The 15,278-nt window shown below is 34.0% G+C and carries 11 protein-coding genes; 1 reads left to right on the top strand and 10 read right to left on the bottom strand.

The window, feature by feature from the left end:
* A complete protein-coding gene (locus IHE43_RS12210) occupies positions 1-1,377 on the bottom strand; it encodes a sugar porter family MFS transporter (RefSeq protein ID WP_192184134.1) in 1,377 nt (458 codons plus the stop codon).
* Between the two features lie 365 nt (positions 1,378-1,742).
* On the opposite strand from IHE43_RS12210, the gene IHE43_RS12205 reads away from it, so the two are divergent.
* The gene (locus IHE43_RS12205; protein WP_192184133.1) at positions 1,743-2,627 is read left to right on the top strand and encodes an AraC family transcriptional regulator; all 885 of its coding nucleotides are present in this window, start codon (positions 1,743-1,745) and stop codon (positions 2,625-2,627) included.
* Between the two features lie 61 nt (positions 2,628-2,688).
* On the opposite strand, the gene IHE43_RS23615 is transcribed toward IHE43_RS12205, so the two are convergent.
* The 9 genes from IHE43_RS23615 to IHE43_RS12165 all read right to left on the bottom strand — a co-directional run bounded on the left by IHE43_RS23615 (position 2,689) and on the right by IHE43_RS12165 (position 15,099).
* Entirely contained in the window at positions 2,689-4,290 is a 1,602-nt protein-coding gene (locus IHE43_RS23615) for a response regulator (RefSeq protein ID WP_225585069.1), read from the bottom strand.
* Between the two features lie 68 nt (positions 4,291-4,358).
* Positions 4,359-6,737 (bottom strand): two-component regulator propeller domain-containing protein, encoded by a 2,379-nt coding sequence (locus tag IHE43_RS23610; RefSeq protein WP_225585067.1) that lies wholly within the window; start codon positions 6,735-6,737, stop codon positions 4,359-4,361.
* A 211-nt stretch (positions 6,738-6,948) separates the two neighbouring features.
* Positions 6,949-7,425 carry a GNAT family N-acetyltransferase gene (locus tag IHE43_RS12195; RefSeq protein ID WP_192184132.1) on the bottom strand — a complete coding sequence of 159 codons (477 nt, stop codon included), beginning with the start codon at positions 7,423-7,425 and terminating at the stop codon, positions 6,949-6,951.
* A 369-nt stretch (positions 7,426-7,794) separates the two neighbouring features.
* Positions 7,795-8,382, bottom strand: coding sequence for an LUD domain-containing protein (locus IHE43_RS12190; protein ID WP_192184131.1), 588 nt, complete (start codon positions 8,380-8,382; stop codon positions 7,795-7,797).
* Positions 8,375-9,775, bottom strand: coding sequence for a lactate utilization protein B (locus IHE43_RS12185; RefSeq protein ID WP_192184130.1), 1,401 nt, complete (start codon positions 9,773-9,775; stop codon positions 8,375-8,377). Before IHE43_RS12185 ends, IHE43_RS12190 begins: the two co-directional genes overlap by 8 nt.
* Before the next feature lie 37 nt (positions 9,776-9,812).
* Positions 9,813-11,183, bottom strand: coding sequence for a glycoside hydrolase family 28 protein (locus IHE43_RS12180; protein ID WP_192184129.1), 1,371 nt, complete (start codon positions 11,181-11,183; stop codon positions 9,813-9,815).
* Positions 11,184-11,316: 133 nt separating this feature from the next.
* Positions 11,317-12,054 (bottom strand): (Fe-S)-binding protein, encoded by a 738-nt coding sequence (locus tag IHE43_RS12175; protein ID WP_192184128.1) that lies wholly within the window; start codon positions 12,052-12,054, stop codon positions 11,317-11,319.
* Positions 12,055-12,355: 301 nt separating this feature from the next.
* Complete coding sequence (locus tag IHE43_RS12170; protein ID WP_192184127.1) at positions 12,356-13,717, bottom strand: FGGY-family carbohydrate kinase; 1,362 nt, start codon at positions 13,715-13,717, stop codon at positions 12,356-12,358.
* Between the two features lie 107 nt (positions 13,718-13,824).
* Positions 13,825-15,099: a TIM barrel protein gene (locus IHE43_RS12165; RefSeq protein WP_192184126.1), complete on the bottom strand. Its 1,275-nt coding sequence runs from the start codon at positions 15,097-15,099 to the stop codon at positions 13,825-13,827.
* Between the last annotated feature and the right edge of the window lie 179 nt (positions 15,100-15,278).

The following is a 15,278-nucleotide window of genomic DNA, read 5'->3' as shown; positions in this document are numbered from 1 at the left end:
TTATTTTGTCAATTCATTTTCAATTTCTTCTAAGGATTTCCCTTTCGTTTCAGGCAAATAAATACGCAGGAAAAGATATCCAAGCAGGCAAACAATTCCGTACAGCCAGAAAGTTCCGTAAGATCCCAGACTATTATTTAATAATGGAAAAGTATAAGTCAGAATAAAACAGGCTGTCCATAAAGAAAAAGTAGAAACAGCCATTGCCATTGCTCGTATTTTTGTTGGAAATATTTCAGATAAAACTACCCAGGTTACAGGCGCCAATGTCATTGCATAACAGGAGATCGCTGCAATTACCAAAGCTAAAACGGCAATACCGGTTACTCCAAAGTAATAACAAGCTCCTAATAGAGCATAAATAAAAGTTAATCCGATAGATCCAAAAAGCATTAAAGTTCTTCTTCCTAATCGGTCCACAAAGTACATTCCCACAAATGTGAAAATTACGTTCGTTAAGCCTGTAATAACAATATTGAATAAGATATCTGAGACGCCATAACCTGCAGCAGAAAATATTTCCTGTGCGTAATTAAAAATTACGTTAATACCGCACCATTGCTGAAAAGCGGCAATGACAATTCCGAGTAAAAGAATTTTGGGCATTTTGCCTTCAAAAAGCATTTTATAGTTTACGTTCTCTTTTACAAGACTAACTCTTGATTTTAGTTCTTCTATTTGTTGCGCTGCAAAAATGCTTCCGCCAATTTTAGAAAAGATTGATTCTGCTTGGGCATATTTATATTGACTGGCCAACCATCTTGGACTTTCAGGAATAATCAATATTAAAGCAAAAAAAGCAACGGACGGAATTGCTCCTGCCCAAAACATATATCTCCATCCCCATTGTCCGTTCCAGGAATTCAAAATATCCTGTCCTTCTATAATGGGATCTGCGATTAACCAATTTGCAATTTGAGCTGCAAGCACACCAATAACAACCGTTAACTGATTGATAGAAACAAATTTGCCTCTGGATTCACTTGGTGCAATTTCTGCGATATACATAGGTGAGAGATTCGATGCAATTCCAATACCAACTCCACCAACAACTCTCCATATAATAAACCACTCGATAGTATTAGCCATACCAGTACCTACTGCTGCAAGAGTAAAAAAGACAGAAGCTACAATCATTAAAGGTTTTCTTCCGTATTTATCAGATAAACTTCCGGAGATCATTACACCAAGCAAACATCCTAAAATAGCACTTCCCATTACCCAGCCCTGCATTGACGGCGAATTTGCAATATTAAAAAAGACTTCATAAAAAGGCTTTGCACCTCCAATAACAACCCAGTCATACCCAAATAACAAACCGCCCATGGCTGAAACTAGTGCGATGAAAAGCAAATAAGAAGAATTATACTTACTCATATATTTTATATTTAAATTTATTTATCGTTTACAAATATCGTTACTTACCTTTCCTTTCAAAATGTAATATTTCAATAAAACATGTATAAAAGCATGATTATCCAAAATAACCTATCATACTAAAAATAAAAAAACACTTTTTTTATAGTAAATGTAATATTTCAGTAAAAAACTCAAATTAACTACATAAAGAACATACAAAATATCTGACTAAACCCTCCATTATTTGGCAATTTAGCCTGATTTTTAAAAATAAGAATACATAATATGTAAATTACCACGGTTTAGTATAATTTTGCATTTGATACTTTTTTTTAAAATATGATAGATGGTAATTCTAAATATATCATTTCAAAATATTCTACATGGATCAAATAGCGGATGGTTTTAAAGGCGAAAGAGCAATAGTAGTACCTTACAGTGTGCGTAATTTTCAATCGGAGAATGAAATTGCAAAAAACTTATTTATTACACATATTGGCTATTATCCCAATGCAAAACATCATTTTAGGAAAAGATCAAAAGGGGCGTTGGAACATATTTTAATTTACTGCGAAAACGGAAAAGGGTTTATCACATTTGAGAATGAGCAATTTTCACTTACTAAAGATCAGGCCTTTATTATTCCCGCACATAAAGCACATAGTTATGAAGCTGAACTATCAAAACCCTGGAGTATTTACTGGCTTCATTTTAAAGGTACTAGCAATTCTTTACACGCGTCTATTTCTGGAAAAATTATAAATTTAAGCGACACCAGAGTATCTGACCGCTTAAATCTTTTTGAAGAGATTTATCAAAATTTAGAAATGGGATTTTATCCTGATAATCTCGAGTATGCAAGCATTTGTTTGCAACACTTTTTAGCCAGCATAAAATATACTGATCAGTTTTTAAAAATAAAAACGGCTGACACTGAAGTTTTAGATGTAATACCTATGAGCATCATTTACATGAAAAATAATCTGACAACCAAAATAACGCTGCATGAAATTGCACAATATGCAGGGTATTCGAGCTCGTATTTTGGGGCATTATTTTTAGAAAAAACATCGTTTACGCCAATGGAATATTACAACCAATTGAAAATCCAGAAATCGTGTTCCCTATTGCAATTTAGTACCATGAAGATAAAAGAAATCGCTTATCATCTAGGTTATTACGATCCATTTCACTTTTCAAAATCCTTTAGATTGGTTATGGAAATATCGCCAAGAGAATATCGCCTAAGGTACAAGAGCCAGGTTTAAAATTAATTGGAAAGACATAAAAAGTTTTGAAAACAGACTAGTTGTTCGCGAAAGAACCCTTTTATTTAATAATATTCAAATCAGAATTAAAAGAACTTTTGTACTTTTTAATATACTCTGAAGGCGTCATTCCAAAAAGTTTAACAAATTGCTGTCTAAAATACTTTGGATCTTCAAAACCAACTTCGGCACTTGCCTGCGCAATATTCATATCTTCTGTCAACATTAACATCGCCGCTCTTCGAATTCTTAGCGAACGAATAAAAGCATTTAAAGTCTGACCTGAAATGATCTTGATTTTGGTATAAAGTGTTCTATGGCTCATTCCCATTTCGAGTGCAAAATTCTTAATCGTAAAATCTTTTTTATGAATATTGGCTTCGACAATATCGATACATTTTTTTAAGATTTCCTGGTATTCAACCGGAACCTTTTGTGAGTTTTCCCTAAGCGTTATACTGTCTAAGAAATAAGTACGCAGGTTGCTTCTGTTTCGCAATAATGACTCCACACGCGCTACGAGTATATCATCATCAAAAGGCTTTGTAATATAATCATCAGCACCATCTGTAATACCCTGTAAATGTGTTTCCGGGTTTTTAGAAGCTGTTAATAAAATAACCGGAATATGAGATAAACTTTCGTTTTCTTTTATTTTTCGGCATAATTCCAGACCATCCATATGTTCCATCGTAATGTCACTGATGACCAGATCAGGCATATGTTTCCTGGTCAGCTTCAGGCCTTCTTCTCCATTTTCAGCATTATAAACAATATAATTTTCCGAGAATAATTTGATCAGATAGGCCCTGATTTCTGCATTATCATCTATTATTAAAACCGTACGTTTATCAGTAAGCATGATTTTCTGAAAATCACTTTCTGAAACTGTATTATTTAAAGACTGATTATTTTGTTCTGAATCATCAATGATAAGTTCATCAAATAACTGACTTCTTTTTGCAACAACATCAGTAATTTCAATATTTTCAAAATGACGGTTTCCTTTCAGGAATGCCAATGTAAAAGTGCTTCCTTTTCCTACTTCACTGCTGCAGCTTACTGTTCCTTTATGTTTGTCAACAAAATATTTCACAATATAAAGTCCAATTCCGAAACCCGTTCCAACGGAAACTTTTGAATTGATCTGTTTGAATTTTTCGAAAATAATGTCAATATCTTTCTTTTCAATTCCATCACCATTATCGGAAATTTCTAATATAACTTCATGATCATTTTCAGAAAGCTTTAGGTTAATCTCTCCCCCAATTGGTGTGTATTTAAAGGCATTTGACATTAAATTAAATAAGGAAATTTCTATTTTTTCATAATCTCCAATAATTTCAATATCATGCTGCGGAATATCAAATTTATATGTGATGTTTTTCTCCTTTGCCTGATTTACGAAGCATTGATACACTTCATTGCAAAGATTATTTACATTTATATTCGATAATCTGAGAGAATCAGCATCATTTTCAGCTTTACGGAAAAGAAGCAACTGATCAACCAGACTCAATAGTCTACGGGCATTTCGGTGTGCAATGGCCAAATCACTTCCAGAAGAACCGTTTTGAATACTTTCTTTCTGAACTGCTTTTTTCAGCGGATTTATAATCAGCGAAAGCGGCGTTCTAAACTCGTGCGAGATATACGTAAACATCGACGATTGTTTTTCGGCAACCTCCTTTTCTTTCTTGCTTTCCAGTTCAGCAATTTTTACTTTATATTTTAGTTTTTCTTTATTTTATGATATTCCAAATAGGCAAAAAGAATCCCTGCCAAAGCCAGTAAATACAAGGTATATGCCCACCAGGTTCTATACCATGGCGGTAAAATTTCGATTGTTACAAGGCTTATTTCCTTATTCCAGCCTCCTTTAAAATTGGTTGTTCTTACTTTAAATGTATATTTTCCTTCGGTTAGACGGGCATAATTTGCTTTTCGGGCCTGACCCACATAATTCCACTGTTCGTCCCAGCCTTCTAAATAATACGCATAATTTATCTTGTCGGCATTGTTATAATCTAAGGCCACGAACTCTAATGATAAAGTTGTTTGATCATAAGGCAGGCTAACTTCTTTAATTTTACCCAATTTCCATTCTGATACTACGTCATTTTTATTTTCTTCGATTGGCTGATTGTTGACATAAAAATCAGTTAGTAATAAATTGTTTTCCTGATTAAACCCTTTAATCGCTTCCGGGAAAAAGATATTGAAACCGTTTATTCCACCAAATAAAAATTCTCCTGTTGATAATTTGATGCCTGCATTAAAACTAAATTGATTGCTTTGAAGCCCGTCATTGACAGAAAAATTACGGAAGGTTTTCATTTTTTTGTCAAATCTGCAAATTCCGTTGTATGTACTCATCCAGAGATTTCCTTCCTTATCTTCTAATAATCGTAAAACAGTATTTGAAGGCAAACCATCGTCTGTTGTGAATCTTTTAAAAGTACTGGTTTTACGGTCAAACAATACTAGTCCGCCTTCCTGCGTACCCAGCCACAAATTTTTGTCTTTGTCTTCATGAATGCATCGAATAGGATTCCCAAAAGCCTTTTTATTAACTTTTCTGGTATTTTTTTCTATAGAAAACAAGGTACTGTAATTGGCTCCCCAAAGTTTTCCATCACTGGTTTCTATCAAACATTGCAAGTTATTGATTGTGTTATCAAAAAGTACAAAACTATTTTTATCGCGATCATATATATATAAAGACCCCTCGTTTGTTGCACTTGCCCAAATATTAGCTTTTGAGTCTTTGTACACAAACCAAATGTTTTTTTCAACTTGTTTAGTATACGGATTGTAACAGGAAAATCGTGTTACTGTATTGTTTTTTTTGTTAATACGGTTTACGCCGCCCGCCCAGGTAGAAACCCAGATATCGTTATTATTATCGCGTACTATCCCTGTAATAAAAGTACTTGAAAGTGCAATGCCATAATTTACGTAGGTATTATTCTTTCGGTTCCAATATTTTAAACCTGCTCCATCTGTTCCTACCCATAAATTGTTTTTTTCATCTTCACAAAAAGATAAAATAAAATTCTCAGCAGAATTTTTTGCATTGTATCGTATACTTTTAAAATATTTGGGCGTACTGCTCAGCATACTAATTCCACCACGTAATGAGCCAAACCATTTGTTTCCGGATTTATCTTCGTATAAACTCCAAACCGAATTACTTTTGGCTAATTGATTGTCATTTATGGTATTATAAGCGATTGCTTTTTTATTTATTGCATCGACTTTAAAAATTCCGCAACCGTCTGTAGTAATCCAGATTTCTCTTTTTTTATCCAAAAGAATATCGGTAACACTGCATTTGATCGAAAAATAATTATCAGAAAGCAAACCTGATTTGGTATTAAAAAGAAAAAGTCCTTCGTCAGTTCCCAACCAAAGATTTTCATCTGACGATAATTTCATTGCTTTCACTTCTTTAGAAAGTGGAAAAACAACTTTTAAGCGTTTAGAAGAATAACTGTAACTACAAACCCCAACGTTTCTGACGTAAACCCAGCAATTCGCTTTTTTTTTATCGTCCTGAAGTGCAATAGCATCATAATTATTGACTGCAATTTTGTTTTCTAACAGGTTTAACGGAATATGTTTTCCAACAAAAGAGCCATTTTCAAAAGTAATTAATCCCAAATTCTGTGATGCGACCAAGACCAAATTATCAGAAACAGATCTCATTTGGTGAATAATGTCTTTTAATACTTTTTGTTTTGAATTACCTAAAGAAAACTGGACAGGATTAAATGTGGCATTGGTTTTATTATAAACACATACTCCATTAGCACCTCCAACCCAAATATTTTTTCGGGAATCTCCTTCGATGCTATAAATCGTATTAAAGAGTAATGATTTCTTATCGTTGATTCTGTTGCGGAAAACTTTGAAATTATAGCCGTCATAGCGGTTCAATCCGTCATAAGTTCCAAACCAAAGATAACCGTCGCTGTCCTGAAAAATGGTGGTTACCGAATTATTAGACAAACCATCAGAAATATCAAGAAATTTTATGGGATTATCCTGTGCAAAACTTACAGAAGAAAAACCTATTAAAAAAAGAAGATGTAAAACAAAATACCTCAAAATAAATATTTTTTTGTTTGGTGTAAAAGGTACAATTATAAGTTAATTTTATAGATATTTCATAAAAATGAGTATATAAAAATTAATATACTTCTTTACTTATAAGATTTTATCCCTAATCTGTATTTTTAATAAAGTTATACCTGCAAAAAAAAGTATCTATATGTTCAATTGGCATTTTTATAATTCTTTACTTCTCAACTGTCCCGCTTTAGCTTATATCGCAACGCATCGTTGTCAATATCTGCTTAAAACCGGCTTTTTCATAAGCTCTGATTGCTGGCTCGTTTTCAGAGTAAACCTCGAGTCTAACCTCAGTTATTCCTTTAGATAAAACCCATTTTTTAAGATCATTCAGCAATAGATTATTAAACCCATTTCCTCTAAATTCCGGGCTTACATACATGAAACCAAGATAACCGAATAATTCATGGTTTTGATACGGTTTTGCTGATCGAATCTGGGCATATCCACAACCAATGATTTGATGCTTATAGTCGATAACCAGAAGTTCTGTTTTCTCATCGGATATAAAATCTTCTATGTTATAATAGAAGATTTGACCCTCTTTAAGTGTTGGGTCAAATGGTCGCTCTGCAGCAACAAGAAACTGCAGAAATTCTACCAGTTTAGGTAAATCAGCAGTAGTGGCACGTTTGATAGATATGTCTTTTATATTTACATCCATATTTCAAATATACGAAAAATGCTTTTTGGATAAATTAAGAAATATTTTAAATTTGCGTTCAAGAACGGGACGCCTGGACTAGCAAGGAGTTTTATTTTGATTTATGATGGGAATTATTTTTTATGGCTCTACTTTTTAAATAGAAAAAAAACTTTTTATTGCCCTTCGCTTTCTATTGCGTACAGACGCGATTTATCGCGTCTCTGCAGTTCCATAATCAATTAATCGGCAAATGCGCATTTCATCATCAATTAATCGCCATTGCACATTTTCATTTTAAGAGTAGAGACGCGATGAATCGCGTCTCTGCGATTTACACAATCCGAATCAAATCCTAATATTATAAATTCTTTATGAAACGATATATTTTTATTCCATCAAAAAAACAACCAATCCTCTTGCCCCATGTGCACCCAAAACCAAAGACTGTTCAATATCCGCAGTCTTAGAAGGTCCGGCGATAAAAGTTCCGAAACCATATTCCTGATTTCCGATTCGATCGTAAGCCTGATGCATTGTTGGAATAAGGTCTTTTTTATTTACTATGATAGCCAGATATTGTGTAATAAAAGGTGCTACACGTTGTCCTAAAATAGCATCGGTTACCCAAAGGGCACTATTTTCAGCAACACCAAAATGTGCTTTTATAATCGTTAATTCTACATTTTGAAGCGAATGCGGATCATCATTGGTCCAATCTAAAACAGCGATTTCAGAAAGCTCCGAAATTGTCGTTATAATGCGTTTCTCCAGTGGATAATTATTCCTGATATAAGCTAGTATTTCATTATAATCAGCCACTTCTACCGGATTTCCTCCAATGTTTTTTAATACCGTTTTATACATTTCCAGCACATCAAACTGTTCTGAACCCAAAACTTTTAGATCAGGTAATTCAGCAGTTAGATTAGGCTGACTTTGTTTTATTTTATTTAAAATTTCAGCTTTACTACTCATCTTTTTTCGCTTTAGATTCCCTTGAATTTTTCTTGTACCATTCTCTAAAAGATTCTTCCGGAACGTCTGGCATTTCACGTTGATCGTACCATTTGTTCATTTTATTATTCACTAATGCCGGAATATTTTTCATTACAAATCTTCCTGATTTTCCGGCTAAATTAAATACGGTTGGATTCGCTAAAACGGTTGCCATGGTTTTCATCGCAATCGTTTTTGAAGTTGGCGTATGACCCTCCTTCACCAAAACCTGACGCCATTTGTACAACTGATCGTGAATATCAATTTTTACCGGACATACATTCGTACACGAACCACAAAGTGTGCTTGCAAAAGGTAAATCGGCATTTTTGCTCATGTCTAAATTAGGGGCTAAAATAGACCCAATTGGTCCTGCCACCGCATTATGATAACTATGTCCACCACTTCTTCTGTAAACCGGACAAGTGTTCATACAAGCGCCACAACGAATACATTTTAAAGAGTTTCTAAAATCGGGTCTTCCTAATTGTGTACTTCTTCCATTATCAACAATTACAATATGAATTTCTTTTCCGTCTCTTGGCTTTTTAAAATGACTTGAAAAAGTGGTAATCGGTTGTCCTGTTGCACTTCTGGCCAATAATCTCAGGAAAACACCTAGATGTTTGCGTTGCGGAATCAGTTTTTCGAATCCCATACACGCAATGTGAACATCTGCTAAATGCGCACCCATATCAGCATTTCCTTCATTGGTACAAACTACAAATTCGCCTGTTTCGGCAACTGCAAAATTAACTCCGGTTAAAGCCGCTTTACGAGTTAAAAATGTATCACGAAGTTCACGCCTTGCTGATTCGGTTAAATATTGAGGATCAAAATTTCCTTTTTCCGTACCCAGATGTTCGTGAAATGTTTCACTTACATCTTCTTTTTTTAGGTGAATTGCCGGCAATACAATGTGGCTTGGCGGTTCTTTACGGAGCTGAACAATATATTCTCCTAAATCAGAATCGATAACTTCGATACCTTTATCCGCTAAATAATCATTCAGGTGACATTCTTCTGTAAGCATTGATTTTGATTTCACCATTTGCTTTACATCGTGTTTTTGCAAAATCGAATGCACAATTTCATTATGCTCTTTTGCATCGGCAGCCCAGTGCACGATGATTCCGTTTTTCTGAGCATTAGCTTCAAAATCACTTAAATAATCGTGCATATTGGCCAGCACATTATTTTTGATTCGAGAAGCAGTTTCACGAAGCAGTTCCCAATCCTGAATTTGATTCGCCGATTTATCACGTTTTTCACGAACAAACCAAAGCGTTTCATCATGCCAGTTTACCCGTTCAACATCTTTATTAAAACGTGTTGCGGCTTCGCTGTGTTCTATTATTTTTTTTGAAGACATCTTTTATTACTTTACTATAAAACAGTTAGTCTTATAATTAATTTTTATTCTCAAAATTCACTGCATTTTCATGAATATTCTGATTTCCCTGAACCGCATCTGCATGAACATTTTTCAGAAATATATTTTCTACAGGAAGTTCTTTCTGACCTAAAATTCTCGAGATAAACTTCACATCTGTTGCTTTTACATTCTCCAGATACACATTTTTTATGGGAGTCAGTTTACGTTCAATTGTCGGAACTAAATCACGCCATTGATATAAAACATCGGTTTCAATTCCCAGAATTCCGGCATCAATTTTTCCTGCTGTGATATTCGTCATATGAATGTTATTTACAAATCCGCCTCTTCTTTCATTTGTTTTAATGAATAAAAGATGATTCAATTTTGCGCCATCCACGACAGTGCAATTATCAATAAAAACATTTTCTATTCCGCCCGAAAGTTCACTTCCGATGGCTACTAATTGATGTCCATTTTTAACGGTACAATTACGCATTACAATATTTTTTGAAGGAGTATGCAATCTCCAGGCATCCTGATTACTCCCTGATTTTATCGCAATAGCATCATCTCCCTGATCAAAAATACAATTTTCAATTAATACATTCTGACTCATTTCAGGATCGACACCATCATTATTGTGACCGTGTGCATAAACTTTCAAATTTCTGAGTACAACATCCTTCGATAGAAAAGGATGAATCGTCCAGAATGGACTGTTGGTAATGGAAACGCCATCCATTAATATATTTTCACATCGATTGAACTGAATAAACTGCGGACGAAAATGAGCGCTGTCATTTACCATTTGACGCTCTTTTAATGGTTTGTTGTAAGAAGCCAGATAATACAATCTTTTCAGGCTTTCCATATGCGCTTTTGGACGCGCAAACCAAACTTGCCAAACATCCATTTTGGCTTTTAATTCGCCCTCGCCAGTAATGGCAATATTTTTACATTTATAGGCATAAATCAAAGGAGAATAATTATAACATTCATACCCTTCCCAAGTCGAGCTTACAGCCGGTAAATAATCGTTTGGATCTTCTGAAAAAAGTAAAACCGCTCCTTTATTCAGATGTAAGTTTACATTACTTTTAAAGTGGATTTTCTTCATTAGCCATTCTCCTTCCGGGATCACAACCGTTCCTCCTCCTGCTTTATTGGCTTTTGCAATCGCTTTATTTATGGCTTCTGAAGTTTTTTCTTTATCGCCTTTAACAGCTCCAAAATCAGCAATAGAGAATTCTTCGCATTTGCTAAAATCAGGAATTTTTATGGCTGGCATTTCAAAAGGAGCCTTTACTATAACTTCCTGTAAAGTCACACCAGACTTGTCTTTTTTAAAGGATAAAAAAACAAGTGAAAGTAATAGTGCAAAACAAAGCGTTATTTTTTTCATGATTACTTTTTAAATGGACCACGGGTTTTGCGGGTTTAAACGGGTTGACGCGGGTTTATTTTTAATATATTGACAAAATAGGTTTAAAATCTGTGTTAACTCGTTTAAATCCATTTAATCCGTGGGCAATTTTTTATACCAACGTATTCAATATTTCAGCAATATGGATGGTTTTTACATTGCTATTTTGTCTTTTCAGAATTCCTTCTAAATGCATTAAACAAGACATGTCGCCTCCGGTAATATAATCCACATTATGGTTTTCATGGTCTTTAATTCTATCCTGACCCATTTTGACAGAAACCGCTTCTTCGGTCACACAGAAAGTACCTCCAAATCCACAACATTCATCTTTTCTGGTTAAAGAAATCAAATCGAGTCCTTTTATGTTGTGTAATAGTTGCTCTGGTTTCGAGAAAAATGGAGCGTTTAATTCGGTCATCTGCGAAAGCTTTAAACCGCGTTGTCCATGGCAACTATTGTGCATTCCGACTCTATATGGAAAGTTTCCGTCTATATGATCTACTTTCAAAATATCAGTAATAAACTCTGTCAATTCGAAAACTTTTTTACGAATTTCGGTTGCAACAACTTCAAGTTTATCATCGTGTAAATGATCTTTTACATGCAAAACACAACTTCCTGAAGGACAAACGATATAATCAAAACCAGCAAAATTGGCTATAAAATTGGCATCGCAGCCTTTGGTTAAATGCTGATATCCGCTATTTGCCATTGGTTGTCCACAACAGGTTTGTCCCATCGGAAAATGAACATCACAGCCTAATTTTTGTAAAAGTTCATAGGTTGCAATACCCACTTTTGGATAAAACTGGTCGACGTAACACGGTATAAAAAGTCCAACTTTCATATTCTTGATAATTTTTTAAACACATAGAAATATAGACTATGTGTTAAATATTTTTTCACGCAGATTTGAATAGATTTTATTTTAATCTTTTTAATCCTTTAATCTGTGGCTATTATTTTATTTCACGCAAATTTAAAAAGATTTAGGCAGATGCACGCAGATCATTATCAAAATTAAATCTGCTCAAATCTGCTGAATCTGCGTGAAACAAAATCTTTATAATCCATTAATCTGTGGTTATTATTCCTTTTCACAAATTGAGTGGATTTTTAATTTTTAATTCTAAATTTTCAATTCTAATCTAGTGTTTGTAAAACTTCAAATCAATTAAATCATTCTGGATTGGTTTTGGATTCCAGTTTTGATGAATCGCCAATGCAGCTCCCAATGCACTCGCCTGTGCCATAGATGCGGCATATACTTCTACATCCGGGAAAGCTTCTGCCAGTAAATTCATGAAAATTGAATTTTTACTGAAACCTCCATCCACAAAAATTTTCTTTACAGGGCTGTTGTTAATCACTAAATTAGTTGAAAAAACCTGTTGCTCAACAAGATCTAACATCAATTGATGATAGGCGATGTCGTAACTTTTGAAAGTATTTAGATCTCTTTTTTGAAATGGACATTCCTTAAGAATATCAAAATCATATTTCTTTGGATAAACAATCTGGAAGTTTAAAGCCCTTAGATTTGATACTATTTTTTTATCAAAATAAATATCTTTAAACGTATCAAACGGCACATTAAAATGCTCTGCCAGTCTTTTGGCTTGTATTTCATGTTCGTTACCTGAAAACAAACGGGCCGCTTTTACAGGCTTTTCCGTGTATTGCATGTAACACAAACAATCGTATTTTAATTCTTCGAAAGTTAAAGGTCTATTATTGAAAGGATTTAGCGAAATACTCCAGGTTCCTGTTGATAATAAAACAAAAGGTTCTGTAAAGTTGATCGTGTACGGAATTATTGCAGATGAACTATCGTGCAAGCCTACCCCAACGGCCAAACCGTCTTCTTTTTTTATGATGTCTTTTCCAAAATGAAGTGGTGGAATCTTTTCGATTATGGCTTCTTTTTTCAGCCATTTGTGATACTTCATCTTTTTAAAATTCCAAAGATTCGTATGACATCCGATGCTTGTAATATCAGAATAAGCTTCACCAGTTAAAAGAAAACTAAGGTATTGCGGCAAATGAAGACAATATTTAACCTTATCAAAGAGTTCTGGTCTTTCTTCTTTCAGCCTGTAAATTTGCATTCCGGAATTAAGACTTCCTAAAACAGGAGAAGCTGTTTTTACTGCAAAAACTTCTTCTCCTTTATATTTTTTATAAAATTCCTGCTTTAATTCCTCCGGATAATCTTTTAGATAATTATACAAAGGTGTCAAATTTTTGCCTTCTTCATCGATATAGACAAAACTGGCTCCGTAAGTGCTGAAATTTATTGCTTTCAGAACATAGTTTGTCAGATTTTTTATTTCTGATAAACACTCCAATATCCAGTTTTTAAGTAACTCAATATCCTCGCAGGGAAAACCGTCTTCGTCGACAGTTTCATCGAAATTCACCGATTTTTCCCAAACAATTCTATAATTTTCATCAAATAAAAAAACCTTTTTGTTTGTCTTACCAATATCAAAAATTGCAACTACATTCATTTAGTTAATTATAAATTGTGAATTGTAAATTGTGAATTATTGAATTATGAAACCGATATAAACTCCAGGAGTTTACTAACTCATAATTCATAACTAATAATTAATAACTATAAGCCTGTTGCTATCGTTTTTAATCCTCTTTCTCCAATTAGATTTTTTCTAACATCAAGGCCACGATACAATGCAACCGGATTTAGTGCCGCACCTGAACGTAAACGAGCTTCAGCAACTAATGCGCGAACATCTGTACGGAAAGCATTTTGCAGGATTTCCTGTGCTTTTACAACATCATTTTCGTCTTGTGCAACTTCCAATGCTTTTCTGTCAACTAAAAGTGCCTGAGCATAAGCAATCATAATCGCTTCAACAGATTGTAATAAATCTTCTAAAGGATCTTTAATGTTGTGAGAAGCATCAATCATCCATCCTAAATCTTTAGCGTGATTCATTCCTCTTTCATCCATTCCTTCAACCAATTCATTGAAAATCAAGAATAATTGATATGGTTTTAAAGCTCCGGCAGTTAAATCATCATCTCCATATTTTGAATCATTGAAGTGGAAACCACCTAATTTTCCTTCCATTAATAATAAAGAAACAATTTGCTCGATATTAGCATTTGGTAAATGATGTCCTAAATCAACTAATGTCTGAGCTTTGTCTCCTAATTTTTTCACATACGAATAAGATTGTCCCCAATCTGCTACTGTAGTCGAGTAAAAGTTCGGCTCTGCACATTTGTATTCTAAGAATAATTTCCAGTTTGAAGGTAATGCTGCGTAGATTTCTTCTAAACTTTCTAGTGTATTTTGATAAGCACGACGGAAGTTTAATTGTCCAGGGAAAGAAGATCCATCTGCCAACCAAACGGTTAACGATTCTGATCCTAAAGCGATTCCTTGTTGAATAACTTCTATATTGTGAGCAATCGCCTGTTTGCGAACTGCTTTATTTACGTTTTGTAAGGATCCGAATTTATAGGTATGATCCTGACTTGACTGATCCTGAAAAGTATTAGAGTTTACAGCATCAAACTTTAAGTTATGTTGTGCTGCCAAAGCTTTAATCGCATTATGATCTGTTGGAATATCCCACGGAATGTGCAACGAAATCGCTCCTGAAGCATTGTTTAAAGCATGAAGCAAACCTACATCTTCGATTTTTTCTTCTAAAGAACGTGGTTCTCCGCCTCCGGGAAAACGCCCGAATCTTGTTCCTCCTGTTCCTAAGGCCCAAGATGGAATTGCGATTTGAAAATCGATTAATTTTTGAATAATTGATTCTGTTTCACCAATTTCAGATGCTGTAAAGGCAAATTTATTTTGGTGTTTTTTTAATAACTCATCATTATGAGATTCTATTTTGTTTGCTCCAATTAACATATTCTTTTTCTTTTAATGGAATTACAATCGATAAATATATACAATCAATTCCTGTTTAACTAACCTATTTGTGCAATCTTGTTTGTTTAATAATTTGTTCATCTTAAAAAAAATCTAACGTCCGAGGGCTGTCGGACGTTAGATTCACAAAAAACCACTTTTGCTTAAACAAACTTAAA

The organism is Flavobacterium sp. MDT1-60 (assembly GCF_014844035.1).
Classification (GTDB): domain Bacteria; phylum Bacteroidota; class Bacteroidia; order Flavobacteriales; family Flavobacteriaceae; genus Flavobacterium.
The sequence above is the reverse complement of the archived record's forward strand: the minus strand, read 5'-3'. Positions and strand labels throughout refer to the sequence as shown.

Excerpts from the sequence above, each read along its gene's own strand:
- IHE43_RS12210 (WP_192184134.1), bottom strand. The coding sequence starts at position 1,377 with ATGAGTAAGTATAATTCTTCTTATTTGCTTTTCATCGCACTAGTTTCA.
- IHE43_RS12205 (WP_192184133.1), top strand. The coding sequence starts at position 1,743 with ATGGATCAAATAGCGGATGGTTTTAAAGGCGAAAGAGCAATAGTAGTA.
- IHE43_RS23615 (WP_225585069.1), bottom strand. The coding sequence starts at position 4,290 with ATGTTTACGTATATCTCGCACGAGTTTAGAACGCCGCTTTCGCTGATT.
- IHE43_RS12195 (WP_192184132.1), bottom strand. The coding sequence starts at position 7,425 with ATGGATGTAAATATAAAAGACATATCTATCAAACGTGCCACTACTGCT.
- IHE43_RS12190 (WP_192184131.1), bottom strand. The coding sequence starts at position 8,382 with ATGAGTAGTAAAGCTGAAATTTTAAATAAAATAAAACAAAGTCAGCCT.
- IHE43_RS12185 (WP_192184130.1), bottom strand. The coding sequence starts at position 9,775 with ATGTCTTCAAAAAAAATAATAGAACACAGCGAAGCCGCAACACGTTTT.
- IHE43_RS12180 (WP_192184129.1), bottom strand. The coding sequence starts at position 11,183 with ATGAAAAAAATAACGCTTTGTTTTGCACTATTACTTTCACTTGTTTTT.
- IHE43_RS12175 (WP_192184128.1), bottom strand. The coding sequence starts at position 12,054 with ATGAAAGTTGGACTTTTTATACCGTGTTACGTCGACCAGTTTTATCCA.
- IHE43_RS12170 (WP_192184127.1), bottom strand. The coding sequence starts at position 13,717 with ATGAATGTAGTTGCAATTTTTGATATTGGTAAGACAAACAAAAAGGTT.
- IHE43_RS12165 (WP_192184126.1), bottom strand. The coding sequence starts at position 15,099 with ATGTTAATTGGAGCAAACAAAATAGAATCTCATAATGATGAGTTATTA.